Source organism: Rhodopseudomonas palustris, from assembly GCF_007005445.1.
GTDB lineage: Bacteria > Pseudomonadota > Alphaproteobacteria > Rhizobiales > Xanthobacteraceae > Rhodopseudomonas > Rhodopseudomonas palustris_G.
The window spans coordinates 1,117,063-1,140,598 of record NZ_CP041387.1 but is presented as its reverse complement, the minus strand read 5'-3'; the positions used below and the strand labels follow the sequence as shown (position 1 = coordinate 1,140,598).

Below are 23,536 nucleotides of genomic sequence, written 5' to 3'. Positions count from 1 at the left end.
TTGGTGGACGTCAATCGATTGCGAGCGGAGAAGCCGAGCGCCGTCAATCGAATGTTTACATCGAATCGTTTCGACGGGATTTTTCGCGGACTTTGCTCGAATTGTAAGTAACCAAAAAACTCCGAATTCATTGCCGCTGGATACGACAGAGTTTGATTGCGAGACCAATCGCAACGGGGATTTGGACGACGGGGTCGCGAGATGTTCTTTCTGCTTCGCTTGGCGTTTTGGATCGGCGTGGTGCTGGTATTCCTACCGCGCGAGTCGACACCGGATTCGGAGAAGCTGCCGCAGATCGGCGCCTCCGAAGCGGTGTCTGCGGCGAGTGCGGCAGTGTCCGATTTCAGTCAGTTCTGCAAGCGCCAGCCGGCGGCGTGCGAGGTCGGCGAACAGGCCGCGACGGTGATCGGTCATCGCGCGCAGGAAGGCGCGCGCAAACTGTACCAGATCATTACCGAGAAGCGTGGCGAGCCGACCGGCGCGATCGGCGGCGGCGACGTGCCCGATCCGTCGCTGGCGCCGCGGGATACGCTGACGGCGGAAGATCTGAAGATCGAGTGGAAGCTGCCCGGCGCCGAAACCGCGGCGATCGATATGATCGCCAAGCCGACTGCCACCAATTAGGGCAATCCACGACCACCGGATCAGGCGATTCTCGCTTTCGAGCGCCCGCGAACCCATATATTTGTCGATAGAGGTTCCCTCGCGAGCGAACCGCGACCGACAGATACGGGGCACGATGACGATTGACGAGATCAGGGATAATTTCGCACTGCTCGACGAGTGGGACGACCGCTATCGCTACGTGATCGAACTCGGCCGCACGCTCCAGCCGATGCCCGAAGACGAGCACTCTGCCGCCAACAAGGTGCAGGGCTGCGCCAGCCAGGTGTGGCTGTCGCGCAAGCTGACGCGCAACGCGGCCGGCGAACCGGTGCTGAGCTATCTCGGCGACAGCGATGCGCACATCGTGCGCGGCCTGATCGCGATTCTGCTGACGCTGGTGTCGGGCCGCACGCCACAGCAGATCCTCGCCGCCGAGCCGATCGCAGTGTTCGACGAACTGGGTTTTCGCGAGCACATGACGCCTCAGCGCTCCAACGGCCTGCGCTCGATGATCGAGCGGATCAAGGCCGACGCCCGCGACACCCTCGCCGCGTCGACCTGACCGCGATCCACCGCGACGGCTGATCGGTCGCTTTACGGCACCACGAACGCCGCATCGTCCGCCAGCCAGCTCCGCAGCCGCGGCTTGGCTTGTCCGTCGCACGGGGAAACGCCGTAGTGCCGCGCCAGCCGATCCAGCGCGAGCTGCAGTACCACCTTGGCGGATCGCGACGGCCAGCCCCGCTCGCGCTCGACATCCTCCAGCCCGCGGAGAAAGCAGCAGACGTCGAGCAGGACGCCGGAGAACTCCGGCCCGCAGGCGTCGAGCGCGTGCTGCACCCGCTGACGCGCCGCCACCACCAGATCGGTCATCTCCCCCGCACCGCCACCCTGGCCGGCCCGGCCGGTCGGAGCACCCCAGTTCGAGGTGACACGTGGCGTCATGTTGGCCCGCGTGAAATCGGCACGCAGCCGCTCGCCGGCGACAAACTGCTCGGCGCTTATCAGCGCGCGCCCATCCCGCCCCTTGCGGCGGGCCAGCCATGCCAGCGGGCTTTCGCTCTCATCCATGGTGACGCGCGCCAGCCCTTCGGCCGTCATGATCTCGCGTTCGGTCAGATCCAGATGACGGGCGCGAAAGCCGTCGACCTCGGCCCTGCCCTGCTCGCGTGCTGTGGCGGACTTCCGCCCGCGGCGCTTGCTCTGCATCTCGTCTCGACCTTTCCCAGAGTCTCGTTCTAGGAAAATTTTCACATATCGGGAGCGGAGCCGCAAGCCCTGAGACGCGATATTCGGATTTTTTTCCTCAACCTTCAACCTGCCCGACGATCATGCGTCCCAGCGCGCCAAAGCATGGCGGGCGGCCGCATCCAGCTCGGCACGGCTAGCGCCATCCCGGGCCAGGATCGACATTCCCGCCTGCACGGCTTGAAAGAACCGGGCAAGGGAGTGAACCTCGGTCCCCGCCCGCAGCTCGCCCGCCGCGACGGCCGCGCTCAGCCGCGCCTCCAGGCGCTGCAGCGTCACCGCACGCGCGCCGCGCACCAGCTCGCCGAGTTCAGCGTGGCCTTCGCTCCCCACCGCCGACAGCGTCACCATGCAGCCGAGCGGATGATCGTCGGGAGCCCCGGTCAGCGCCGACGCGGAGTCGAGCAGAAAGGCGCTCACCGCCTCACGCGCGGTCGGCGCGCTGTGGAACCCGGCCCAGACCAGTTGCTCGTAGGTATTTTCGTAGTGTCGCAGCGCCTCGGCGTAGAGCGCTTCCTTGGAGCCGAACGCCGCATACAGGCTCGGAGCTCCGATCCCCATGGCCTGCGTGAGATCGGCGATCGAGGTCGCTTCATAGCCCTTGACCCAGAACAGCCGCGTCGCCTGCGCCAGGGCTCGCGCCCTGTCGAACGCTCGCGGCCGTCCGCGAGTCCGCGCGGCTCGCTCTCCCAAGGTCAAATCCGATTTCTGCATCATTCGCTATATAAATCGCTTGACCCACCTCCGGCAATTCACCTAACTATTTTTATATCGATCACTACATAAAATGAGGGCGACATGGTTGAGCTGACGGGCAAGCGAGCGCTGGTGACCGGAGCCGCGCGCGGAATCGGCGCCGGGATCGCGATCGAACTGGCCGCCAACGGCGCGGACGTCGCGATCACCTACGAGCGATCGGCCGACCGCGCGGCCGAGGTGGTGAAGGCAATCGAGGCCAACGGCCGCCGCGGCATCGCGATCCAGGCCGACAGTGCCGATCCGGCGGCAGTGAAGCGCTCGGTGGAGGCTGCGGCCGGGAACCTCGGCGGCCTCGACATTCTCGTCAACAATGCCGGCATCGGCCGGGTCGGACCGATCACCGAACTCAGCCTCGCCGACCTCGACGCGCTGCTCAACGTCAACGTGCGTGCCGTGGTGCTGGCGTCGCAGGCCGCGATCCCGCACCTCCGCGAGGGCGGGCGGATCATCTCGATCGGTTCCACGCTCGCCGAGCGGGTGCCGTTTGCGGGGTCGACCGTGTACGCGATGACCAAGTCGGCGCTGCACGCCTTCACCCGCGGACTGTCCCGTGAGCTCGGGCCGCAAGGCATCACCGTCAATCTGGTTCAGCCGGGCTCGATCGACACCGACATGAACCCGGCGAGTGGCGAGCAAGCCGACCAGCTCCGCGCCCTGACGGCGCTCGGGCGCTACGGCAAGCCCGAGGAGATCGCCGCCGTCGTCGCGTTCCTGGCAAGTCCGGCCGCCGGACTGATCACCGGCGCGATGATCACCGCGGATGCCGGCTTCTCGGCTTGATGCCGGGCTACTTGCGCCGACGACGCTGCTGGCCGAGCCCCATCTTCTTGGCGAGCTGCGAGCGTTCCACCGCGTAGTTCGGCGCCACCATCGGGTAGTCCGCGGGAAGTCCCCACTTCTCGCGGTACTGCTCCGGCGTCATCTTGTATTGCGTGCGCAGGTGCCGCTTCAGCGATTTGAAGCGTTTGCCGTCTTCCAGGCAGATCAGATACTCCGGCGTCACCGACTTCTTGACCGGCACCGCCGGCTTGGAAGGCTCCAGCGGCGCCGCTTCGGGGCGGCTGGCGGAGAGCCGTTGGAGCGCCGCGTGAACCTGGCCTATCAGCGCCGGGATTTCGCTGGCCTGCGTCGCGTTGTGGCTGACATAGGCGGAGACGATCGAAGCGGTCAGCTCGATGTAGCTCTTCCCCGTGGTGTCACTCATCGGCTGTCCTTCGTCACTCATTCGAATACGCCGCGCGGAGGTGTTCCGCGGGCGCACTGGTCAAATTGTCCGGGATACTCGGCAGTCGTCGGCAGATCGCCGGAAGTTGGCGATTCTAATCTTGCCAATACCGAAGTCTATTTACGGCAGCGCAGTCGAGCAAGGTAGACGAACAGACGAGATTCGCGTTCGGCGCGTATCAGCTCCGTTGCTCCAGATGCTCCCGAAGCTCGTCGATCGATTCGAACCGCATCATCCCTTCCGGCATCTGCGCCTCGATCGAGCCGTCCGAATACAGCGAATAGGCCATGCCGTCGACGACTCCCGATTTCAGCACCGTGACCTGCTGCATTTCCTCGCTGCGCGGTGCCGGGGTCGGCTCCAGCAGCCCGGAGCGCTCCGGAACTGGCGGCATCTCCTCGGCGGCCGCGGAACGCTTCCGCGGCCAGGCTTCCTCGAAGCTGCGCGAAGTCCCGACCGGACCATGACCGGCGAAAGACTCGCCGGTCTCATCCGTGGCGCCGGCGGCGCTCCGTTCGCGTTCGCGCCGCGACGAGGCGAACAACAGATTCCGGCGCTTGGGCGGCGCTGCGTCTTCGCCGGCGTCGAGCGGAGGCGGCGATGAGATTTCAGCGGGCGCCGGAGGCGGCGGCTTGATCTCCAGCGGAGGCATCACCCGCTGACGCACGCGATCACGGGTAGCCACTTCCTCCTGCCAGGGCGCAGTCCCGGCAGGCTCAGCAGCAGCCTCCAAAGGCTGTGGCGGCGGCAACGAAGGCTCGGGCCGCTCTCCCGGAAACAACGCATCGCTGTCGGGCTCGGAGGCTGGCGCCGGCGGAATCGCGGCGCGCGCCGGAGTCCTCGTTGCATTCGTCCTGGTCACATTCGTCCTGGCCGCATTCGCCCCGGCGAAACTCGACCCGGTCTCCTCGACCGCCAGGCCGGCCGCGACCAGCCGTAGCTCCCGGATCACTGCCGAGAGCCCAAGCAGCAGCGCACCGGTGCACGCGCCCACCACGCCCGACAGGATCAACGTGTTGCCGAAGCTGAATTCCTTGACCGGAACGCCGATGATGATCGACGCCGCTCCGGCCAGCAGGAAGGCGATGCCGGCGACCAGAAGCAAAATCATTCTTAACTCCACGCCGGGGCGGATCGCCACGGCAGCCCTCGTCAGGATAGCGTCATCTGTCCCATAACGGCAATCGCCGCAGACCTTTGCGAACAACTTGTTGAGGCCGCGGTTGCGCCCCCCGAGGTTTCGCGTCGGGTCGGACCGCCGGCACCGCCACATGTCTGCCGCGCTTCGGTCGGCGCTTGCTGCAAGACATTCGCAGCACTAGGCTTCCGCCACGTCAACGCGCCGGGCAACGGCGCCCACAGGAAGAGGAAACGCATGTCCCCAGCCGAAGCCGCACGCCTGAGAGAAGTCCCCTCCGACATGACCGAGGCTGAATGGGAGCAGCGGGTCAACCTCGCCGCCTGCTACCGCCTGGTCGCGCTGTACGGCTGGGACGATCTGGTCGACACCCACATCTCCGCCCGGGTGCCCGGCCCCGAGCATCACTTCCTGATCAACCCCTATGGACTGATGTTCGACGAGATCACCGCCTCCAGCCTGGTCAAGGTCGACCTCGACGGCAATCAGCTCACCGACAGCCCGTACAAGATCAATCCAGCCGGCTTCACCATCCATTCGGCGATTCACGAGGTCCGCGAAGACGCCGGCTGCGTCATCCATCTGCACACCCCGGACGGCACTGCTGTGGCGAGCTGCATGGACGGCCTGCTGCCGATCAACCAGACCGCGCATTTCGTCACCGGCGATCTCGCCTATCACGACTATGAAGGCGTCGCGCTCGACCACGACGAACGGCCACGGCTGCAGCGCGACCTGGGCGACAAGAACCATATGCTGCTGCGCAATCACGGCACGCTGACGGTCGGCCGCACCGTCGCCTCGGCGTTCGAGCGGATGTATCATCTCGAGCGCGCCTGCACGATGCAGGTCCGCACCAAGATGCTCGGCCCGACCGCCTACCCGCTCGAGCAGATGGTGATCGACAAGAACCACGACCTGATCGCCAATCGCGACGCGATGGAGCTGCGCTCCACCAAGCTGGTGTGGCCGCCGCTGCTGCGCAAGCTCGACCGCATCGATCCGAGCTATCGCACCTGAGCGGCGCGTCCTGGTCGTTGCGAGCGCAGCGAAGCAATCCAGAGGCTCAGCACACCGAGCTGGATTGCTTCGTCGGCTTCGCTTCTTCGCGATGACGCCGTGATCGGCGGAGATTGAAATCAGCCGCAGCCGTGCTATCTTCTCCGCATCATCCTCTACGCTATCGGAATCCAAACGCCGCCCAATTCCGGGCGGCGTTTTTGCGTCGGCCTGCAACCGTCGGCCACGGCATCGATTTGTGACGTAATGACTTCACCGCACCTTCGATCACCACATCACGCTGACGAGCGACACGCCCCGCGTGCGATTATCATCTCCAGCAGCGGACGGCATTTGTGTCGGGTTTGGTTTTGCGCCGGCCCGCCTGACTGCGTCGCTCGACTTTAGTAGGCGCCCATTGCGCGCGCGGGCTCCGCCTCGTGAATAAAGTCGGAGCCGCGACCCCAACGCACGATTAACGACCTTGTATCAATGTAGGCCAAACCGAGGCATTCATTTTCGAGGCTCCATGTCGTTTCTTTCGTCCGCGCGCAAGACGATGCGCGACTCCGCCGAGCACTCCGTCGCGACCGAACTAGTAGAACTACGAGCTCGTGACGAGGCACTCGCCGCCAGCATCGATCAATTGATCGATGGCCGCTATGATATCGAGCCGCCGTCCGGCGACGATCCCCTGAGCCGCGCAATCGGCCGGCTGCTGCAGAAGCTGTCCGGCGACGTCTCGCGCAACCTCGACCGCATGGTCGATCTCTCGATTCAAGGCAGCGAGACTGCGGTCGCTTCCGCGAACCTGCTGTCGTTCACCCGGCAGATCGATCAGCGCTCGCAGGCGCTGGCGAGCGCCAGCGAAGAGATGGTGACGTCGATCGGCCAGATCCGCACCACGGCGCAAACCGCGGCATCCGAAGCCGCCGACATGCGCGTCAGCGCGCAGCACGGTCTGACCACCGCGAGCACCGCAGCGTCCGCGATGAGCCGGGTCAGCGCCACCGCCGAGCTGGCGGCGGAGAAGATCACTGAACTCAGTGCGGCGTCGGATGCGATCGGCAGCATCGTGTCTTCGATCGATGCGATCGCGCGCCAGACCAACCTGCTCGCCTTGAACGCCACGATCGAAGCCGCACGCGCCGGCGAGGCCGGGCGCGGCTTCGCCGTGGTGGCGACCGAAGTGAAAGGGCTGTCGCAGCAGACCAGCAGCGCCACCGTCGACATCCGCAGCCGGATCGATCGGCTGCGCGAGGACATCGCCACCATCGTGGCTGCGATGGCGGACTGCACCAGCGCCGCCGTTGAAAGCCGCGACGTGGTCAACTCGCTCGGCGAGGCGATGACCGGCGTCTCCGAACGCGTCGGCGGCGTCACCGAGGGAATGGCCGAGATCGCCACCATCCTGAATCAGCAATCGCAGGCGTCGAGCGAGATCGCGAGCGGAATCTCGACCATCGCCGAACAGACCGAGAAGTGTGTCCTCCAGGTCGGACACATTTCCGATCAGCTCGACCAAGTGCAGTCATTGGTCGGCGGCGAGCTCGAGGAATTGTCCCGAATGAGCTTCGACGGCCTGATCCCGCGCCTCGCCAAGGCCGACCATATCGCCTGGAAGAAGCGGCTCGCCGACATGGCTGCCGGCCGCAGCAGGCTGAGCAGCACCGAGCTGACCGATCATCACGCCTGCCGCCTCGGCAAATGGTACTACGGGGACACCTCGCTGGGATCGCGGACCAATCCCGCCTTCGCCGCGCTGGAGGGGCCGCACGCCCTGGTGCACGAGCACGGCAAAGCCGCCGCGCGCCTGATCCAGTCCGGTGACCTCGCCGGCGCGATGGCCGAGATCGACCAGGTCGGCCACGCCTCGAAAGACGTGCTGCGACTGATCGACCGGCTCGTGACGTAGCGGCGCTCGCCGCGGCGGCGATGCGTGCCGGCAAGCTAGATGTGGAGCCTCAACAGGTTGTCCTCGGAGAGTCCGAGTCTGCTGATTGGCGGCTGTGATTTTATGCCGCCGTGAGGGCGGTGCCAATTGTATCGATGCAGCCAGATCGGCAGTTCCTCGGCCCTGCGTGTCGAGGTCGGATAGGCCTGCGCGTAAGCCCATTCCCTGAGAGCACTTTGGATGAAGCGCTCGGCCTTGCCGTTGGTTTTAGGTGTGTATGGCCTGGTGCGGATATGCTTGAGCCCGAGAGCGTGGCAGGCGTTTCGGAAATCAGTCGATATGTAGCAGCTTCCGTTGTCGGTCATGACGCGTCTAACGGTGACGCCGAGGCTGGCGTAATAGGCGATCGCGGCCTTGAGGAAGGCGATCGCGCTGACGGCCTTCTCGTCCGCGAAAATCTGCGAGAATGCGACACGTGAGGCGTCGTCGATGCAGACGTGGACGAACTCCCAGCCGACGCCGCGGCTGTTGCTTTGGCCGGTGCGATCGCCGGTGATGCGATGGCCGATCTTGTCGAAGCGGCCGAGCTTCTTGATGTCGATGTGGATCATGTCGCCGGGATGGGCGTACTCGTAGCGGCGGGCTGGTTCGGCCGGCTCCAGGTCACGCATTCGGTTGAGCCCCAGGCGTCGCAGGATACGGCTGACGGTGGCCGGCGACAGGCCGAGATCGGCGGCGATCTGCTTGCCGGTCAGACGCTGACGGCGCAGCCGTTCGACCTGCTCCACGGTCGCCACTGGCGTCGGCTTGTACAGCCGCCGCGGCCGCGACGAGCGATCGGCAAGCCCTGCGCGCCCTTCGGCCTTGAACCGGGCAACCCATTTGCGGGCCGTCCGCGGGCAGACGCCTGCGGCTTGTGCGGCGGCCTTCGGCGTCTGCCCGCTCAACACCGCCTGCACCAACCGCTCTCGACCAATCGGCGTCAAACGGGCATTCTTGTGAATGTTCATCCGGTCCCTCCTTGGACACTGAAGCTTCGCAACCTCAGCATCCTCGGTCCGGACCGGATGGACAACCTATTGAAAGCTCACAGCTAGAGCGGTTCATCGTTTGATTGAAACGATCCGACTTTTCCGAAGGCACTGAGTCCTCATCCTGAGGAGCCCGGCGAAGCCGGGCGTCTCGAAGGATGGGGCAACGCATTCCCTGCGTCACATGGTTCGAGACGGCGCTACGCGCCTCCTCACCATGAGGTTGTGCGTGTGGCACGCGGTGCGGATCAGCTCTGATTCTATAAAAAGCAGAACTGCTCTAGCAGCGCACTCTGGCGGCGGCCCTGCGGCCGCAGCCGATCAGCGCGCAGTACACCAGGGCAGCGGCCAGTGTGGTGTGGCCGCTGAACTTGACCAGGCCGAAGCCCCAACCGGACACACCGACCAGCACCGCAAGTGCGATCGCCAACGCGCAGGTGCCGACAGCGCGTAGCGCAAACACCACCGGCCGGCGCAGCGAACGATGCAGGACATCGTGCTGCGGCCGGCGCAGCCCGAACGCCAGGGCCGTGAAACCCGCCAGGCAAAATACCTGCGCCAGAACGTGACTCATGTCGCGGCCTCGCCCAACATCGCCGGCATCTCTCCCCGCTTCGCCGAACGCCCCTTCGGACGTAGCTGTGCGCCGTGCCGCGCGGTGCGGATCGCCAGCACCGCATGCAGCAGCGCGAGCGCCAGGCACATCAGATCGGTGCCGGCGAACACCCAGTCGCCGACAGCGAGGCTGTGCCACAGCGGGCGCTGCGTGGTCGCGGCATTCAGCACCGGGATCAGCGCCAACAGCGCAGCCGCCGCCCAGAGCTGCTCGACCCACGCCGCCCTGGCCGGCCGCAGCAGCGCATGCAGCAGCGTCAGCCCCCAGACGATGAAGAACAGATGGACCTCCCAGAACGCCCGCTCCTGCATCTGAACAGGTAGCAGCCGGTTCGCCCACAGCAACGCCGTCATGGCGACCGACAGTCCGGCAATGCCGGCGATGTTCAGCCGCTCGACCAGGCGAAAGCCGACATGCGGTCGCTCCGGATCGGGTAGCTTCTGCCGCCGCTTCACCGTCCACATCACCAGCCCGGTGCCGACCATCGCGGTGCCCATCAGGCTGGCGAGGAAGTACAGCCAGCGCGTCTCCAGATCGCTGAAGCGGCCGAGATGCAGCGCGTACATCACGCCGCGGGTTTCCGCCGCCGCGCCGACATGGTCGTGCACGGCGAGCAGCTTCCCGGTGACGCCGTCGAATTCGATGTATTCGGGACTCATCGATACGCGCCCGGCATCGCCGCGGGTCACCGCGATGCGGGCGGTCGCGTCGCCCGGATTGGCGGCGTTGACGCGCCCCACATCGGTCGTCCCCCAGCGCTGCTGCGCCTGCCGGACCATCGCCTCGATCGACCCCGGCTGCACCTTCTCGCCGCTCGGCTTGCCGGCCTGGATGAAGGCGTTCAGTTCGGCGGCGAGTTGCTGGCGTTCGGCGGGCGTCTTGATGGCGGCGCGTTCACCCCACGGCACGTACAGCGCCATCAGCGTCACCAACCCGGTGTAGGTGATCATCACGTGGAACGGCAGACCGAACACCGACAGCGCGTTGTGGGCGTCGAGCCACGCGCGCTGTCCCTTGCCCCAGCGGAAGGTGAAGAAGTCGGTGAAGATCTTCTTGTGGGTGATCACGCCGGCGACGATCGCCACCAGCATCGACATCGCTGCGAGACCGGCGAGCAGCCGTCCCCAGAACGGCGACATGTAGTAGAACTGGAAATGAAAGCGATAGAAGAAATCGCCGCCGAGCGTGCCCCGGGCCTCGATGCGATGGCCGGTCACCGGATCGAAGTGGCCTTCGCCGAACGCGCGCGCACCCTGACCGCCGGGAAGCCGCCAGAATGCGTAGACGGTGTTGCTGCGTCCGTCGGGAAGCTTCATGCTCCACTGCGTCGCGCCCGGCGCGATCCGGCCGATCTCGTCGGCGACGCGCTGCGCCACGCGCGCCGGATCGAGAGCCTGCACCAGTCGGGGCAGCTCCGGCCGCATCCACTGCGACAGTTCCTCTCTGAAGAACGACACCGTTCCGGTGAGAAACATCGCATACAGCACCCAGCCGAGCAGCAGCCCGGACCAGGTATGCAGGCCGGACATGCTTTGCCGGATGCCGCGACTGGCGGCACGCCGATCATGCGGCATCGTCACGCCTCGCACCTCATCAACCTCATCAGGACGCTGACCACGCCAGCGGCCCCAGCACCGCGGCGACGAGCGCAAGGCCGATCCATGCTGTCAGCGCGCTACGCGCCGCGAAGGCCCAGATCACGACCCCGGCACAGATCGCGAAGCTCGCGAGCTGGCCGGCGAGAACCGCCTGCGGCTTGCTGATCGGCAGCGCCAGCACCGCGACGCTGCAAAGCGCAGCCAGCGCGTAGCCGCCGAGCAGCGCCGCGACGATGCGCGACGTCAGCGCACCGATCGACCGGATGCGGTGCGCCCGCGCGGTCATTTGCGCGGGGCGGACGGGGGCGCCGGTGGGCCGGCGGGAAGCGGCGGCAGTCCGTCGGCCTTCTCGTAAGTGACGGTGGTGGCGTAGCTCACCGCATCATACGGCTCGGCGCCGTTGGGGCCGGCACGCTCGCCCGCGGTCTTGTCGTTCATGCTGACTTCGGCGACGTAGACGCCCTGCCACGGCATATCGAAGGTGACGAGCCCCTGCGCATCGGTGTGCGCTTCCTTGGCCCAGCCCGACTGCGTCGTCAGCGTCACCTTGATCTTCGGCTTCGGCTGGTCCTTGAACACCAGCTTGAACTGGCCCGGCTGCCCGGTCGGCACCAGATCGAGCGGCAGCTTCGGCTGCTGCGCGGCGAAGCCGGTGATCAGCCGCGCGGCGGGATAGAACCAGTTTCGCACCTCCTTGTCCTGCTGCTTCCAGGTATACAGCGGATAGCCGGCGTCTTCGGCGACGATGCTATCGCCGGCGGCCGCGGCGAACGGCAGCTTGAAGCCGCTCGCGGTCTTGCTCGCCTCGGCCTTCTGCTCGCCCATGGCCGACAGCAGCGTCGCCGTCACCTTGGAGAACTTGTCGAGCAGTCCGGGCGACGCTTCGCGCAGGTTTTCGCCGAACTCGCCGAACAGCACCACGGCGCCGCCGTCCGCCTGCTCGATCCAGATCTGGTGCGCCTGCGCGGAGGTCATCGCGCCGAGCGTTGCGAGCATTGCGAGAGAGAGCTTCTTCATTCCGATCACCTCGTTTCGAAACATGGGTGCCCGGCACAAGGCCGGGCACGGTGCCTATCGAATCGCGTGCGCGATCAGAAGTCGAATGCAGCGGACAACAAGTAAGTCCGCGGCGCGCCGACGGTGACGAAGGTGCCGGTGGTCAGCCAGTAGTTTTCGCCGGTGACGTTTTCGACGCTGGCACGGAAGGTGACCGGCTTGCCGGTGATCGCGGTCGTGGTGTAGCGCGCGCCGAGGTCGAGCCGGGTCCAATCCGGGAAGCGCTGCGTCGGCAGGTTGGCGCTCGTCAGATACGAACCCGAGGTGTAGATCACCCGGCCGTTGAGCGCGAGCCCGCGCACCCACGGCGTGTCCCAGTCGAGGCCGGCGGAGACGGTGGTGTCCGGCACGCCGGCGGCGTCATTGCCGCGCTCCAGCGGGTTGCTCGGATTGGTCAGCTCGGGCTTGAGGAAAGTGGCGCTGGCCATGCCGCGCAACCCGGGCAGGATCAAGCCGTATACCGACAGTTCGACGCCGCGGTTGCGCTGCTCGCCGTCATAGGCGAGTTCGTTGGCCGCGTTGCGGATCGAATTCGGCCGCGTGATCTGGAACACCGCCGCGGTGGTGGTGATGGTGCCCCAATCGACCTTGATACCGGCTTCCTGCTGCTTCGACTTGTACGGCGCCAGCACCGCGCCGGTGTTGGCGTAACCGGCGCCGACGATGGTGCCGCGGGTCAGGCCTTCGGCGTAGTTGGCGTACAGCGAAACGTTGTGCCACGGCTTGATCACGATGCCGGCGAGCGGCGTGGTGGCGCTGGCATCGTAGCCGCTGGTCAGCGCGCCGGCGGTGGTGTTGAAACTGTCGACCTTCACGTTCTGCTGGCGGACACCGAGCGTCAGCAGCACGGTATCGTTCAGGAACGACATCGTATCGGCGATCGCGACGCTGGACAGCGTCGTGTCCGACGACTTCTGCGGGGCGTTGCGCGCGCCCGTGACGAACGGCAGCGGCGATGGATTGTAGATGTTCGATGGCACAGACTGGGCCGGCGTGTTGGCCACATAGGCGTTGCCGGCTTCCTGATTGAAGCCGGTGTAGGCGACGTTGACCGAGTGGCCGATGAAGCCGGTGTTGAACTTGGCCCGCACGCCTGCATTGCCGCTGACCGTCTGGGTGTAGGAGTCGTAGTAAGCATTGATCAGCCGGAAATTACCGAACTGATCGATGCCACCGGTATAGCCGGAGACCCGTGAATCCGGGAAGGTCTGGTAGTTCTCGCCCTGCCGATAGCCGAGGCCGGCATAGGCGGTCAGCCAATCGGTGATGTCGTATTCGAGACCCGATGCGATGGTGTGATCCCGCTGGTTCAGCACCGTGCCGGGGGTACCAGTTGCTGCGCGCGTCCGGCGCCGCGGGAATGAACGGAACCCCAGTCTGAATGGTCATCTGCGGGCGGAAATTCTTGGTATCGTCGTTCTGCGTGATCGCATCCAGCGTCCAGCGCAGCCGCTCACCGCGGTAGTCGACCGACAGCGCAGCGACTCCGCTGCGCCAGTTGCCGCCGTCGACTGTGGCTTCGCCGTTACGGGCGACGCCGTTGAAGCGAACGCCCCATTCCTTGTTGGCACCGAACCTCTGACTCGAGTCGAGCTGCACGCCGTAATTGCCGGCGCTCATGAAGAACGGCGTGACCCGCGCGAACGGCACCTCGGTGGCGCGCTTGGTGACGATGTTGACGCCGCCGCCGATGCTGCCACCGGGCGCAATGCCGTTGATCAGGGCGCCGGGGCCTTTCAGCAGTTCGATCCGCTCGATGATCTGCGCCGGCACGCGGCTCGACGAGACCAGGCCGTACAGACCGTTGAGGCCGATATCCGTCGCACTGACGGGGAAGCCGCGGATCTGGAAGGTGTCGTCGAAACCGTTCGGGCCGGTCGACAGCCGCACCGAGGAGTCGTTGATCAGCGTGTCGGCCGCGGTGCGGGCCTGCTGGTTCTCGATCAGTTGCGAGGTGTAGTTCACGGTCGAGAACGGCGTGTTCATCACGCTCGTGCTGCCGAGCAGGCCAAGGGTGCCGCCCTGCGCCACCTGGCCGCCCGCATAGGCCGGCGCCGGTGCGCCGATCGTGCGCGTCGACCCCATCGTCGGCGGTGCGACCGGCGCTGCTGGCGGTTCGGCGGCCTGGCGCGGCGTCACCCGCGCGGCGCGCTGGGGCGTGGCCCGCGGCTGTGCGGTGCGGGTGGCTGGCCGCGCGCGCTGCTGCGGCGCGTCGACCGAGACCGGCGGCAGCACACGCCGCTCGGCGTCCTGCGCCCGCACCGGCGTCGCGTTCAGGCCGCCGACACAGGCGGTGACGACGCCCGCAGCGACACCCAGGTACAGACGATTCTTGTTGCTCTTGAAGTTGCTCACTCGACGCCCCCAGTTCACATGATCGGTGCCGGGGTAGGAGATGCGGAATAGTGAGGCAACGTAGTGCGATTTAGAATTAGTATACGCCGATCAGTAACCCTCCAGGGCGATTTAGAAGACCTCTATTGTTCCGTCTGTGGCCCTGTTGCACGACTGAAGACTGATCGGTGCACCGGTCATGACAGAAAAGCTCGACCGAGCAAGCGTTCGCACGGAGCGACGCGACCGCTGACAGCTTCGCGTCACGAGCTAGAACGATTCTGATTTTGCACGGCGTCGGCGCGGACCTGCGAAAGGCTCGCGCGAAACGAGGTGACGTTATGACGCGGTGCTATTTCACCGCGACGCATCGTCCAGCGCGCCGAGAATCCGCACCCAGGAGCGAATGCCCTTCTGGAAACTGGTCAGGTCGTATTTTTCGTTCGGCGAATGGATGTTGTCGTCGTCCAGTCCGAAGCCGATCAGCACCGAGTCGAGACCGAGCGTGCGCTTGAAATCGGCGACGATCGGGATCGAGGCGCCGGAGCCGATCAGCACCGCATCCTTGCCCCACTCCTCGGTCAGCGCAGACCTCGCCGCAGTGAGCGGCTTCATGTCCCACGGCAGCGCGATCGCCGCTCCGTTGGAGTGATCGAGGAATTCGGCGCGGCAGTCGCCCGGCAGCCGCGCGGTGACGTAGGCGCGGAACGCATCGCGGATCTTGTTCGGGTCCTGCCCCTCGACGATCCGGAACGACACCTTGGCCGAAGCCTCCGCGGCGATGACCGTCTTCGAGCCCTCGCCGGTGTAGCCGCCGACGATGCCGTTGATGTCGCAGGTCGGCCGCGAGATCAGTTGCTCGATCAGCAGACGATCGTCTTCGCCGGCGGGGATCGACAGCCCGATCGGACCGAGGAAGCTCTCGGCGGTCAGGTTCAGCCCCTTCCACTGCGCCAGGATTTCCGGCGGCAGATCCTTCACGCCGTCGTAGAACCCCGGAATGGTGATGCGGCCGTGCTCGTCGTGCAGACCGCCGAGAATTCGCGTCAGCACCCGGATCGGATTCTGCGCGCCGCCGCCATAGACGCCGGAATGCAGATCGCGGTTCGCCGCCTTGATCTTCACCTCTTCATAGACGAGGCCACGCAGCGAGGTGGTGATCGCCGGTGTGTGCCGGTCCCACATCCCGGTGTCGCAGACCAGCGCGAAGTCGGCAGCGAGGTCGTTCTTGTTCGCGTCGAGGAACGGCACGAAATTCCTCGAGCCGACCTCCTCCTCGCCCTCGATCACGATAGTGAGGTCGATCGGCAAGTCGCCGGTGACGTGCTTCCAGGCGCGGCAGGCTTCGATGAAAGTCGAGAGCTGGCCTTTGTCGTCCTGCGCGCCGCGCGCCACGATGATCTTGCGGCCGTCGGCATGGTCGGCGATCACCGGCTCGAACGGCGGACGGTGCCACAGCTCGAGCGGATCGACCGGCTGCACGTCGTAATGGCCGTAGAACAGCGCGTGCGGCCGCTTGCCGGTGTTGCCCTTGGCCCTCGCCACGATCGCCGGATGCCCCGCGGTCGGCCTCACCTCGGCAGTGAACCCGATCGACGCGATGTCGGCGCAAAGATGCTCGGCCGCCGCCTTGCAGTCCGCCGCGAACGCCGGATCGGCCGAGATCGACTTGATCCGCAGCAGCGCGAACAGCCGCTGCAAGGCGGCGTCGAAATCGGCATCGGCGCGGGCGAGCACCGTTTGAACGTGAGAGCTGGCGGACATGATGTCTTCCTTCTTTAGATGTGTCCGATGCCGCGGCCCTCATCCTTCGAGACGCGGCCTAACGGCCGCTCCTCAGGATGAGGAAGCTGCGACATGTCGCAAAGAGCGAACAAAGGCGATCTCGCACAGCCTCATGGTGAGGAGGCGCGCAGCGCCGTCTCGAACCATGCTGCCACGCGCCTGTGTCCAAACCGCAAACGCCTCACCGCCGCAGCATGCCGCCGAGCGTGCCACGCACGATCGAGCGTCCGACCGAACTGCCGAGCGATCCGCCGACCTTCTTGCCGAGCTCGGCTGCGACGCCGCCGACCACCGTGGTGGCGACGGTGCGGGCGACGTTGCGCGCCACCACCTGGCCGGTGGTGAGCTTGCCGCGCGGCGTGTTGGTGCCGAACACGGTCGAGAACAGCCCGCCGAGCTGACCGAGGATGCCGCCACCACCCGGCTCCGCGTCGGCGTCGCCGGATTTGCCTTCGATCCGCGCACGCAGCATCTCGTAGGCGGATTCGGAATCGATCGCGGTATCGTATTTGCCCCGCACCGGGCTCGCGGCGATGATCGCCTTGCGCTCCTCCGGCGTGATCGGTCCGATCCGCGCCGCCGGCGGCCGCACCAGCACGCGCTCGACCATCGCCGGCGTGCCGTTGCCTTCGAGGAACGACACCAGCGCTTCGCCCTTGCCGAGCTCGGTGATCGCCTTGGCGGTATCGAGCTTTGGGTTCGGCCGGAAGGTGTCGGCCGCCGCCGCCACCGCCTTCTGGTCGCGCGGCGTGAACGCGCGCAGCGCGTGCTGCACCCGGTTGCCGAGCTGCGCCAGCACCCGGTCCGGCACGTCGATCGGGTTCTGGGTGATGAAGTACACGCCGACGCCCTTGGAGCGGATCAGCCGCACCACCTGTTCAATTTTGTCCATCAACGGCTTCGGCGCGTCGTTGAACAAGAGATGCGCCTCGTCGAAGAAGAACACCAGCTTGGGCTTGTCGGGATCGCCGAGCTCCGGCAGCTCCTCGAACAGCTCCGACAGCATCCACAGCAGGAAAGTCGCGTACAGCCGCGGGCTGGACATCAGCTTGTCGGCCACGAGAATATTGACGAGGCCGCGGCCCTGGCTGTCGGTGCGGATGAAATCCTTGAGCTGCAGCGCCGGCTCGCCGAAGAATTTCTCGCCGCCCTGATTTTCCAGGACCAGAAGCTGACGCTGGATGGTGCCGACGGTCTGCTTGGTGACGTTGCCAAGCGACTGCGCGGCCTGGCGGATATCGGCATTGACGTCGCCGTTTTCCGCGACCTTCTGGGCGATCGGCGCGATCGCATCGAGCATCGCGCGCAGATCCTTCATGTCCATCAGCGGAAGGCCCATGTCGTCGGCGACACGGAACGCGACGTTGAGCACCCCCTCCTGCACGTCGTTGAGATCGAGCATCCGCGACAGCAGCAGCGGTCCCATCTCGGAAACGGTGGCGCGCACCGGATGGCCCTGCTCGCCGAACACGTCCCAGAACACCGTGGTGAACTGGTCGGGCAGGAATTTCAGCCCGATCTCCTGGGCGCGCTTCAGAATGAAGTCCTTGGCTTCGCCGACTTCGGCGATGCCCGACAGGTCGCCTTTGATATCGGCGGCGAACACCGGCACGCCGGCGCGCGCAAAGCCTTCGGCCATCACCTGCAGCGATACGGTTTTGCCGGTGCCGGTAGCGCCGGTGACCAGGCCGTGGCGATTGGCGAGTCCCAGCGTCAACCAGGCCGGCTGCTCCCCTCTACCGATAAAAATCTTGTCCTCGGTATCACCGCTAACGATGCCGGTCGCCGCCATCTGGTCGTTTCCTCAGCTTCAGAACAATCTCACCGGCGATCGGTCGCCTGGCGCAACACGCATCCTGCCTATCACAATGGAACCATTCAACGACGATCGCGGCGAGACGTTGTCGCAATATTCATCCTATCGCGGGCAACAACCTCGGATGCGTGGATTGCCGCCGGTGCGAAAGCGTATCTCGCGACCGCACTTTTGCAATGTTGCAACACTGGCAGGACGAATCATTCGAAACGACTGCCACCAACACGGGGGTCGCTTGTGTTTCGTGGCAGAGCGGATCAGGATGATTTGAGAACATGGACCGGTGCTAAGAGCCGGCGTGGCGGGGGCGTGATGGACGAGTTGATTGAAAGGCTGGCCGACAAGGCCGGTCTGGACAAATCTGTTGCCGGCAAGACCATCGGCATCATTCTCGCCTTTCTCCGCAATGAAGGTCCGCAGCAGCCGGTCCAGGCCCTGATCGACAGCATTCCGGGCGCTGAGGCTGCAATCGAAGCGGCGGGCTCCTCGCGCAGCGGGCTGAGCCGTCTGATCGGCGGAAGCGGCGTGATGGCGATGGGAACGAAGCTGCTCGGACTCGGTCTCAGCATCTCCGACATCAAGACGATTGCCCGCGAGCTGTTCAAGGTCGGCCGCGACAAGATTGGCGCGGAGCAGATGGCCGCCATCGTGGATGGCACGCCCGGCCTCCGCCAATTCACCTGAACATTCGTATCGAGTGCCATGACATATCCAATTTCCCAGCTCGACGGCATCACCGAGGTGGCCGCGAGCAAATTGAAATCGGTAGGAATTCGCACCACCGAAGCGCTGCTCGAAGCCGCCCGGACCGTGAAGGGGCGCAAGGCGCTGGCCGCGAAGACCGGCCTCACCGAGCAGCAATTGCTGCAATGGGCCAACCTCGCCGATTGCATGCGCGTGCCCGGCCTCGGCAAGGCCAAGGCCGACCTGCTGCGCGCTGCCGGGGTCTCGACGCTGCGCGAGTTCACCCACCGCAATCCGGCGCGGCTGGCGCAGAACATGAAAGAGGCCAATCTCAAGCGCAAACTGGTGCGCTCTCTGCCCTCCGAGAAGGAGGTCGGTCAACTGATCGAACAGGCTCGCAAGCTGCCATTGAAAATCACCTACTGAGGTCCGGCGCGCCGGCGCAGACCGCCGCTTGACAGGCTTTGGCAGACCGCGCAAAGCGCTGGCGTATGATCGCTTCCCCGTCGCTGCCCGCATCGCCCGCCGCTCCGACCGAGACGCCGCAGTTGCGCGAGCTGCTGGCGCGTCCCGCCGCGGCGGTGATGGGCATTCTCAACGTCACGCCGGATTCGTTCTCGGACGGCGGCGATTATCTCGCACCCGAGCAGGCGCGGGCCCATGCGGCCGAGATGATCGCAGATGGCGCCGAGATCATCGACATCGGCGCGGAATCCACCCGTCCCTACGGCTCGCAGCCGGTGCCGGCGGCCGAGGAGCTGCGGCGGCTCCAGCCAGTGCTGGAGGCGGTGGTGGCGCTCGGCACGCCGGTGTCGATCGACACCATGAAGGCCGAGGTCGCCGCGTGGGCGCTCGACCACGGTGCGGCGATCGCCAACGACGTCTGGGGGTTGCAGCGCGATTCCGAGATGGCCGGCGTGATCGCTGCGCGCGGCGCGCCGGTGATCGTGATGCACAACCGCGACGCCGCCGACCCGGCAATCGACATCGTCGCCGACATCAATGCATTCTTTGAACACTCGCTGACGATCGCTGCGAAGGCCGGCATCGCCGAGGAACTGATCGTGCTCGATCCCGGCATCGGCTTCGGCAAAACGCCGCAGCAGAGCATGATCACGCTGGCTCGGCTGCGCGAATTCGCGGCGTTCGGCCGGCCGCTGCTGATCGGCGCCTCGCGCAAGCGCTTCATTAGTACGGTGGTGCCGAGCGAACCGAAGCAGCGGATCGGCGGCTCGCTCGCCGCACATCTGATCGCCGTCGAGAACGGCGCCAGGATCATTCGCGCGCACGACGTCGCCGCGACCTCGCAGGCGCTCAAAGTCGCCCACGCCATCAGGGACAGCCGATGAACGACACCATCTTCATTACCGGCCTCGTGCTGCACGCCCGCCACGGCGTGATGGATCACGAGACCGAAGTCGGCCAGCGCTTCGTGATCGATCTCGAACTCACCGCGGATCTGTCCGAATCCTCGCGCACCGACAAACTGTCCGACACGGTGTCGTATTCCAATGTGGTGGCGTGTACCACCGCCGCGTTCAAGGACGCCAACTACCGGCTGCTGGAGCGCGCCGCCGGCGCGGTGGCCGATGCGATCCTGACGAGCTTCGACAAGATTGCCGCGGTGAAAGTGACGGTGCACAAACCGCACGCGCCGATCCCGGCGATCTTCGACGACGTCGGCGTGATCATCACCCGCAGGCGGAGCTGAGATGCCGCGCGCCCTGATCGCGCTCGGCGGCAATGTCGGCGACGTTCGCGCCACGTTCGACAAGGCGATCGCCAACATCTGCGGCATGACCCAGGCCGAACTGATCGCGCGCTCCCCGGACTACGCGACGCCGCCTTGGGGCGACGAGCAGCAGGACCGCTTCGTCAATGCCTGCATCGAGATCGAATGCCGTCTGGATCCGCTGTCGTTGCTGCAGGTGCTGCATAAGATCGAGAAACGCTTCGGCCGCGACCGCGCCAGCGAACGGCGCTGGGGCCCGCGCACGCTCGATCTCGACCTTCTCGCCTACGACGACGCCGTGATCAATCGACCGGACCTGACGCTGCCGCATCCGCGGCTGTTCGAGCGTGCCTTCGTGCTGGTGCCGCTGCTCGACATCGTGCCGGATCAGATGATCGCCGGTCGCTCGCTGAAAGACGCCCTCGCCGGGCTGTCGACCGCCGGCATCGAGCGGCTGCCAGATCGCGGCTGAGCCGCCGCTTTATAGGAATATCCCGCAACACGGTTGCCGCACCGCAGCAGCGGCCGATCTCGTCCTTATTGCCTCAAACAACTGTTTGGCATCGCCGGCCGCACATGGCATTTTCCGGCCAAATCACGTTCCGGTATTCTGGGAGTTCGATTTCACCGATGTCTTCTGCAAATCAAGAGCTGCGGCTCGCCGCCGATTTCGCCCCGGCCGGCTATGAAGATTGGCGCAAGCTGGTCGACGGCGTTCTGAAGGGCGCGCCGTTCGAGAAGCTGATCAGCAAGAGCTCCGACGGCATCCAGATCGATCCGATCTATGTGCGGGCGCGCGACGCCGCGCCGATCGCCGGCCGCGCTCCCGCGGCGCCGTGGCGGATCATGCAGCGGGTCGATCACCCGGAGCCGAAGGAAGCCAACAAGCTGGCTCTGCAGGATCTCGAAAACGGCGCCACCGGCCTGACGCTGGTATTCGCAGGCAGTGTCGGCGCGCGCGGCTTCGGTCTGCCGGCGACGCAGGAGGCGATCGCGCAAGCGCTGGAGGGCGTGCATCTCGACGCCGGCATCACGATCGAACTGCAGTTCCCGCCGCAGTCCTGTGATGTGGTCCGCCACCTCCCCGACCTGATCAAGAGCCGCGGCACCGACCCGGCCGCCTGCGACATCCGCTTCGGCATCGATCCGCTCGGCGCGCGCGCCGTTGCGGGGGCGAGCGCCACCGAATGGAGCGAGATCGCCAAGGGCCTCGGCCAAGTCGCCACCGGCCTCGCCGGCGCCGGCTTCAACGGCCCGTTCCTGGTTGCGGACGGCCGCGTCATCCACGATGCCGGCGGCTCTGAGGCGCAGGAGCTGGCTTATGTGCTCGGCTGCAGCGTCGCCTATCTGCGGGCGCTGGAGACCGCCGGCGTGTCGCTCGAGGCAGCCCGCGGCATGATCTATGCCCGGCTGTCGGCGGACGCCGATCAGTTCCTGACGCTGTCCAAGTTCCGCGCGCTGCGGCTGCTCTGGGCGCAGGTCGAACAGGCCTGCGGCCTCGCGCCCAAGCCGCTGTTCGTCGCCGCCGAGACCGCGTGGCGAATGCTGACCCAGCGCGATCCTTACGTGAACATGCTGCGCGCCACGATGGCGACGTTCGCCGCCTCGCTCGGCGGTGCCAATTCGGTGCAGGTGCTGCCGCACACGCTGGCGCTCGGCCTGCCGGACAGCTTCGCGCGCCGCGTCGCCCGCAACACCCAGCTCGTCCTGTTGGAAGAGTCCAACCTCGACAAGGTCGCCGATCCGGCCGCCGGCGCCGGCGGCATCGAAGCGCTGACCAAGGAGCTGTGCGACGCCGCCTGGGCCCAGTTCCAGGAGATCGAGCTCGCCGGCGGCGCGCTCGCCGCGCTGCGGGCCGGCCTGATCCAGCCGAAGGTCGCGGCGACCCGCAGTGTCCGTGACAAGGCGATCGCCAAGCGCCGCGACGTGCTGACCGGCGCCTCCGAGTTTCCGAACCTGCACGAAGCCCAGGCCAAGGTGCTGGACGTCCAGCCGGCCGCGGTGCCACCGGCCGACGAGCCCAGGATCAGCTTCGCGGCGCTGGGGCCGATCCGTCTTGCCACGCCGTTCGAGGCGCTGCGCGACAAGTCCGACGCGGTGCTCGCCGCCAAGGCGTCGCGGCCCAAGGTGTTCCTCGCCAACCTCGGCACGCCGGCCGACTTCACCGCCCGCGCGACCTTCGCCAAGAGCTTCTTCGAGACCGGCGGCATCGAGGCGATCGACAGCGAAGGCTTCGCTGATCCGGCGGCACTCGCCGAAGCCTTCAAGGCGTCCGGCGCGGCGTTCGCCTGCCTGTGCTCGTCCGACAAGGCCTATCCGGCCTATGCGGCTCCGGCCGCCCAGGCCCTGGCCGCTGCTGGCGCGAAGCAGATCTATCTGGCCGGCCGCCCCGGCGAGCAGGAGGCCGCTTTGCGCGAGGCCGGCGTGCAGGAGTTCGTGTTCGCCGGCGGCGACGCGCTGGCGACGCTGAGCGACGCCTGGAAGGGCATCGAAGCGGCATGACCGGGACCGGCAAAGCGGTGCTCTCCGGCGGCTGCCAGTGCGGCGCGATCCGCTACGCGCTGTCGGCGCCGCCGCTGCGCACCGCGCTGTGCCATTGCCGGATGTGCCAGAAGGCGACTGGCGGTCCGTTCGCCTCGATGGCCGAAGTCGCCAAGGACAGCTTTGCCTGGACCCGCGGCAAGCCAGCGTCGTTCCGCTCCTCCTCGGTCGCCGAGCGCGACTTCTGTAAGGATTGCGGCACCCCGCTGGGCTATCGGCTACTCTTCTGCGACAGCATCGAGATCATGACCGGAACCTTCGACCGGCCGGATCGGGTGATCCCGACCCTGCAGTACGGCATCGAGGCCCGGCTCGGCTGGACCGGCACCATCGCGAACCTGCCGGGCAAGACCACGGCGCAGAACTACGGACCCGACAGGATGGCGCAAGTGTTCAGCTATCAGCAGCCGGACCACGATTAACCCGACGAAATGACGAAAAACGGCAGCCGTGCTACGATGGGCTGTAGTGAGA

23 protein-coding genes and 1 pseudogene are annotated in these 23,536 nt (G+C 66.2%); 12 read left to right on the top strand and 12 right to left on the bottom strand.

Annotation, left to right across the window (positions count from 1 at the left end; all coding sequences use genetic code 11):
• Nucleotides 1–201 precede the first annotated feature (201 nt).
• Complete coding sequence (locus tag FLL57_RS05175) at nucleotides 202–624, top strand: DUF5330 domain-containing protein (protein ID WP_013503347.1); 423 nt, start codon at nucleotides 202–204, stop codon at nucleotides 622–624.
• 115 nt (nucleotides 625–739) lie between these two features.
• Nucleotides 740–1,168, top strand: coding sequence for a SufE family protein (locus tag FLL57_RS05170; RefSeq protein WP_142882306.1), 429 nt, complete (start codon nucleotides 740–742; stop codon nucleotides 1,166–1,168).
• A 32-nt stretch (nucleotides 1,169–1,200) separates the two neighbouring features.
• Here the strand turns inward: FLL57_RS05170 and FLL57_RS05165 are convergent, their stop codons facing one another.
• Both FLL57_RS05165 and FLL57_RS05160 read right to left on the bottom strand, forming a co-directional pair.
• Nucleotides 1,201–1,815 carry a DUF6456 domain-containing protein gene (locus tag FLL57_RS05165; protein WP_013503349.1) on the bottom strand — a complete coding sequence of 205 codons (615 nt, stop codon included), beginning with the start codon at nucleotides 1,813–1,815 and terminating at the stop codon, nucleotides 1,201–1,203.
• A 120-nt stretch (nucleotides 1,816–1,935) separates the two neighbouring features.
• Complete coding sequence (locus tag FLL57_RS05160; RefSeq protein ID WP_142882305.1) at nucleotides 1,936–2,571, bottom strand: TetR/AcrR family transcriptional regulator; 636 nt, start codon at nucleotides 2,569–2,571, stop codon at nucleotides 1,936–1,938.
• An 81-nt stretch (nucleotides 2,572–2,652) separates the two neighbouring features.
• Between FLL57_RS05160 and FLL57_RS05155 the strand changes: the two genes are divergently transcribed.
• Nucleotides 2,653–3,393, top strand: a complete 741-nt coding sequence (locus tag FLL57_RS05155) for an SDR family NAD(P)-dependent oxidoreductase (protein WP_013503351.1) — start codon at nucleotides 2,653–2,655, stop codon at nucleotides 3,391–3,393.
• A gap of 7 nt (nucleotides 3,394–3,400) precedes the next feature.
• Here FLL57_RS05155 and FLL57_RS05150 read toward each other — a convergent pair whose 3' ends face one another.
• Nucleotides 3,401–3,817: a MucR family transcriptional regulator gene (locus FLL57_RS05150; RefSeq protein WP_013503352.1), complete on the bottom strand. Its 417-nt coding sequence runs from the start codon at nucleotides 3,815–3,817 to the stop codon at nucleotides 3,401–3,403.
• A gap of 199 nt (nucleotides 3,818–4,016) precedes the next feature.
• Complete coding sequence (locus FLL57_RS05145) at nucleotides 4,017–4,979, bottom strand: hypothetical protein (RefSeq protein WP_142882304.1); 963 nt, start codon at nucleotides 4,977–4,979, stop codon at nucleotides 4,017–4,019.
• Nucleotides 4,980–5,213: 234 nt separating this feature from the next.
• Between FLL57_RS05145 and FLL57_RS05140 the strand changes: the two genes are divergently transcribed.
• Both FLL57_RS05140 and FLL57_RS05135 read left to right on the top strand, forming a co-directional pair.
• Nucleotides 5,214–5,996: a class II aldolase/adducin family protein gene (locus FLL57_RS05140; protein WP_142882303.1), complete on the top strand. Its 783-nt coding sequence runs from the start codon at nucleotides 5,214–5,216 to the stop codon at nucleotides 5,994–5,996.
• A 508-nt stretch (nucleotides 5,997–6,504) separates the two neighbouring features.
• On the top strand, nucleotides 6,505–7,890 hold the full coding sequence (locus FLL57_RS05135; RefSeq protein WP_142882302.1) for a methyl-accepting chemotaxis protein: 1,386 nt from the start codon (nucleotides 6,505–6,507) through the stop codon (nucleotides 7,888–7,890).
• A 35-nt stretch (nucleotides 7,891–7,925) separates the two neighbouring features.
• Here FLL57_RS05135 and FLL57_RS05130 read toward each other — a convergent pair whose 3' ends face one another.
• The 8 genes and pseudogenes from FLL57_RS05130 to FLL57_RS05090 form a co-directional block, all read right to left on the bottom strand.
• Nucleotides 7,926–8,879 carry an IS481 family transposase gene (locus tag FLL57_RS05130; RefSeq protein WP_013502635.1) on the bottom strand — a complete coding sequence of 318 codons (954 nt, stop codon included), beginning with the start codon at nucleotides 8,877–8,879 and terminating at the stop codon, nucleotides 7,926–7,928.
• Between the two features lie 301 nt (nucleotides 8,880–9,180).
• Nucleotides 9,181–9,474 (bottom strand): DUF3325 domain-containing protein, encoded by a 294-nt coding sequence (locus FLL57_RS05120; RefSeq protein ID WP_142882301.1) that lies wholly within the window; start codon nucleotides 9,472–9,474, stop codon nucleotides 9,181–9,183.
• Nucleotides 9,471–11,045 carry a PepSY-associated TM helix domain-containing protein gene (locus FLL57_RS05115; RefSeq protein ID WP_235677214.1) on the bottom strand — a complete coding sequence of 525 codons (1,575 nt, stop codon included), beginning with the start codon at nucleotides 11,043–11,045 and terminating at the stop codon, nucleotides 9,471–9,473. The genes FLL57_RS05120 and FLL57_RS05115 overlap by 4 nt, the downstream gene beginning before the upstream one ends.
• Before the next feature lie 73 nt (nucleotides 11,046–11,118).
• Nucleotides 11,119–11,400 carry a DUF3649 domain-containing protein gene (locus tag FLL57_RS05110; RefSeq protein WP_142882300.1) on the bottom strand — a complete coding sequence of 94 codons (282 nt, stop codon included), beginning with the start codon at nucleotides 11,398–11,400 and terminating at the stop codon, nucleotides 11,119–11,121.
• Nucleotides 11,397–12,131, bottom strand: coding sequence for a DUF4198 domain-containing protein (locus FLL57_RS05105; RefSeq protein WP_142882299.1), 735 nt, complete (start codon nucleotides 12,129–12,131; stop codon nucleotides 11,397–11,399). Before FLL57_RS05105 ends, FLL57_RS05110 begins: the two co-directional genes overlap by 4 nt.
• 74 nt (nucleotides 12,132–12,205) lie before the next feature.
• Nucleotides 12,206–14,525: pseudogene (locus tag FLL57_RS05100) on the bottom strand (TonB-dependent receptor).
• Nucleotides 14,526–14,861: 336 nt separating this feature from the next.
• A complete protein-coding gene (locus FLL57_RS05095; protein ID WP_142882298.1) occupies nucleotides 14,862–16,268 on the bottom strand; it encodes a M20/M25/M40 family metallo-hydrolase in 1,407 nt (468 codons plus the stop codon).
• 202 nt (nucleotides 16,269–16,470) lie between these two features.
• Nucleotides 16,471–18,081, bottom strand: a complete 1,611-nt coding sequence (locus tag FLL57_RS05090; protein ID WP_047308223.1) for a helicase HerA-like domain-containing protein — start codon at nucleotides 18,079–18,081, stop codon at nucleotides 16,471–16,473.
• A 336-nt stretch (nucleotides 18,082–18,417) separates the two neighbouring features.
• Here FLL57_RS05090 and FLL57_RS05085 point away from each other — a divergent pair, with 336 nt between their 5' ends.
• From FLL57_RS05085 to FLL57_RS05055, 7 genes are all read left to right on the top strand, one after another.
• Nucleotides 18,418–18,789 (top strand): hypothetical protein, encoded by a 372-nt coding sequence (locus FLL57_RS05085; RefSeq protein WP_013503362.1) that lies wholly within the window; start codon nucleotides 18,418–18,420, stop codon nucleotides 18,787–18,789.
• 18 nt (nucleotides 18,790–18,807) lie between these two features.
• Nucleotides 18,808–19,215 carry a DUF4332 domain-containing protein gene (locus FLL57_RS05080; RefSeq protein WP_013503363.1) on the top strand — a complete coding sequence of 136 codons (408 nt, stop codon included), beginning with the start codon at nucleotides 18,808–18,810 and terminating at the stop codon, nucleotides 19,213–19,215.
• Nucleotides 19,216–19,280: 65 nt separating this feature from the next.
• The gene (gene folP / locus FLL57_RS05075; RefSeq protein ID WP_047308221.1) at nucleotides 19,281–20,138 is read left to right on the top strand and encodes a dihydropteroate synthase; all 858 of its coding nucleotides are present in this window, start codon (nucleotides 19,281–19,283) and stop codon (nucleotides 20,136–20,138) included.
• Nucleotides 20,135–20,500: a dihydroneopterin aldolase gene (gene folB, locus FLL57_RS05070; RefSeq protein ID WP_013503365.1), complete on the top strand. Its 366-nt coding sequence runs from the start codon at nucleotides 20,135–20,137 to the stop codon at nucleotides 20,498–20,500. The genes folP and folB overlap by 4 nt, the downstream gene beginning before the upstream one ends.
• 1 nt (nucleotide 20,501) lies before the next feature.
• The gene (folK, locus tag FLL57_RS05065; RefSeq protein ID WP_013503366.1) at nucleotides 20,502–20,993 is read left to right on the top strand and encodes a 2-amino-4-hydroxy-6-hydroxymethyldihydropteridine diphosphokinase; all 492 of its coding nucleotides are present in this window, start codon (nucleotides 20,502–20,504) and stop codon (nucleotides 20,991–20,993) included.
• Nucleotides 20,994–21,151: 158 nt separating this feature from the next.
• The gene (locus FLL57_RS05060; RefSeq protein ID WP_142882297.1) at nucleotides 21,152–23,023 is read left to right on the top strand and encodes a methylmalonyl-CoA mutase subunit beta; all 1,872 of its coding nucleotides are present in this window, start codon (nucleotides 21,152–21,154) and stop codon (nucleotides 23,021–23,023) included.
• Nucleotides 23,020–23,484: a GFA family protein gene (locus FLL57_RS05055; protein WP_013503368.1), complete on the top strand. Its 465-nt coding sequence runs from the start codon at nucleotides 23,020–23,022 to the stop codon at nucleotides 23,482–23,484. The genes FLL57_RS05060 and FLL57_RS05055 overlap by 4 nt, the downstream gene beginning before the upstream one ends.
• Nucleotides 23,485–23,536: the final 52 nt, after the last annotated feature.

What these genes read in the sequence shown, in the direction of transcription:
- FLL57_RS05105 (WP_142882299.1), bottom strand. Translation starts at nt 12,131, where the DNA reads ATGAAGAAGCTCTCTCTCGCAATGCTCGCAACGCTCGGCGCGATGACC.
- folK (WP_013503366.1), top strand. Translation starts at nt 20,502, where the DNA reads ATGCCGCGCGCCCTGATCGCGCTCGGCGGCAATGTCGGCGACGTTCGC.
- FLL57_RS05155 (WP_013503351.1), top strand. Translation starts at nt 2,653, where the DNA reads ATGGTTGAGCTGACGGGCAAGCGAGCGCTGGTGACCGGAGCCGCGCGC.
- FLL57_RS05170 (WP_142882306.1), top strand. Translation starts at nt 740, where the DNA reads ATGACGATTGACGAGATCAGGGATAATTTCGCACTGCTCGACGAGTGG.
- FLL57_RS05130 (WP_013502635.1), bottom strand. Translation starts at nt 8,879, where the DNA reads ATGAACATTCACAAGAATGCCCGTTTGACGCCGATTGGTCGAGAGCGG.
- FLL57_RS05055 (WP_013503368.1), top strand. Translation starts at nt 23,020, where the DNA reads ATGACCGGGACCGGCAAAGCGGTGCTCTCCGGCGGCTGCCAGTGCGGC.
- FLL57_RS05110 (WP_142882300.1), bottom strand. Translation starts at nt 11,400, where the DNA reads ATGACCGCGCGGGCGCACCGCATCCGGTCGATCGGTGCGCTGACGTCG.
- folP (WP_047308221.1), top strand. Translation starts at nt 19,281, where the DNA reads ATGATCGCTTCCCCGTCGCTGCCCGCATCGCCCGCCGCTCCGACCGAG.
- FLL57_RS05140 (WP_142882303.1), top strand. Translation starts at nt 5,214, where the DNA reads ATGTCCCCAGCCGAAGCCGCACGCCTGAGAGAAGTCCCCTCCGACATG.
- FLL57_RS05135 (WP_142882302.1), top strand. Translation starts at nt 6,505, where the DNA reads ATGTCGTTTCTTTCGTCCGCGCGCAAGACGATGCGCGACTCCGCCGAG.
- FLL57_RS05120 (WP_142882301.1), bottom strand. Translation starts at nt 9,474, where the DNA reads ATGAGTCACGTTCTGGCGCAGGTATTTTGCCTGGCGGGTTTCACGGCC.
- FLL57_RS05160 (WP_142882305.1), bottom strand. Translation starts at nt 2,571, where the DNA reads ATGATGCAGAAATCGGATTTGACCTTGGGAGAGCGAGCCGCGCGGACT.
- folB (WP_013503365.1), top strand. Translation starts at nt 20,135, where the DNA reads ATGAACGACACCATCTTCATTACCGGCCTCGTGCTGCACGCCCGCCAC.
- FLL57_RS05150 (WP_013503352.1), bottom strand. Translation starts at nt 3,817, where the DNA reads ATGAGTGACACCACGGGGAAGAGCTACATCGAGCTGACCGCTTCGATC.
- FLL57_RS05085 (WP_013503362.1), top strand. Translation starts at nt 18,418, where the DNA reads ATGGACGAGTTGATTGAAAGGCTGGCCGACAAGGCCGGTCTGGACAAA.
- FLL57_RS05115 (WP_235677214.1), bottom strand. Translation starts at nt 11,045, where the DNA reads ATGTCCGGCCTGCATACCTGGTCCGGGCTGCTGCTCGGCTGGGTGCTG.
- FLL57_RS05095 (WP_142882298.1), bottom strand. Translation starts at nt 16,268, where the DNA reads ATGTCCGCCAGCTCTCACGTTCAAACGGTGCTCGCCCGCGCCGATGCC.
- FLL57_RS05060 (WP_142882297.1), top strand. Translation starts at nt 21,152, where the DNA reads ATGTCTTCTGCAAATCAAGAGCTGCGGCTCGCCGCCGATTTCGCCCCG.
- FLL57_RS05165 (WP_013503349.1), bottom strand. Translation starts at nt 1,815, where the DNA reads ATGCAGAGCAAGCGCCGCGGGCGGAAGTCCGCCACAGCACGCGAGCAG.
- FLL57_RS05080 (WP_013503363.1), top strand. Translation starts at nt 18,808, where the DNA reads ATGACATATCCAATTTCCCAGCTCGACGGCATCACCGAGGTGGCCGCG.
- FLL57_RS05175 (WP_013503347.1), top strand. Translation starts at nt 202, where the DNA reads ATGTTCTTTCTGCTTCGCTTGGCGTTTTGGATCGGCGTGGTGCTGGTA.
- FLL57_RS05090 (WP_047308223.1), bottom strand. Translation starts at nt 18,081, where the DNA reads ATGGCGGCGACCGGCATCGTTAGCGGTGATACCGAGGACAAGATTTTT.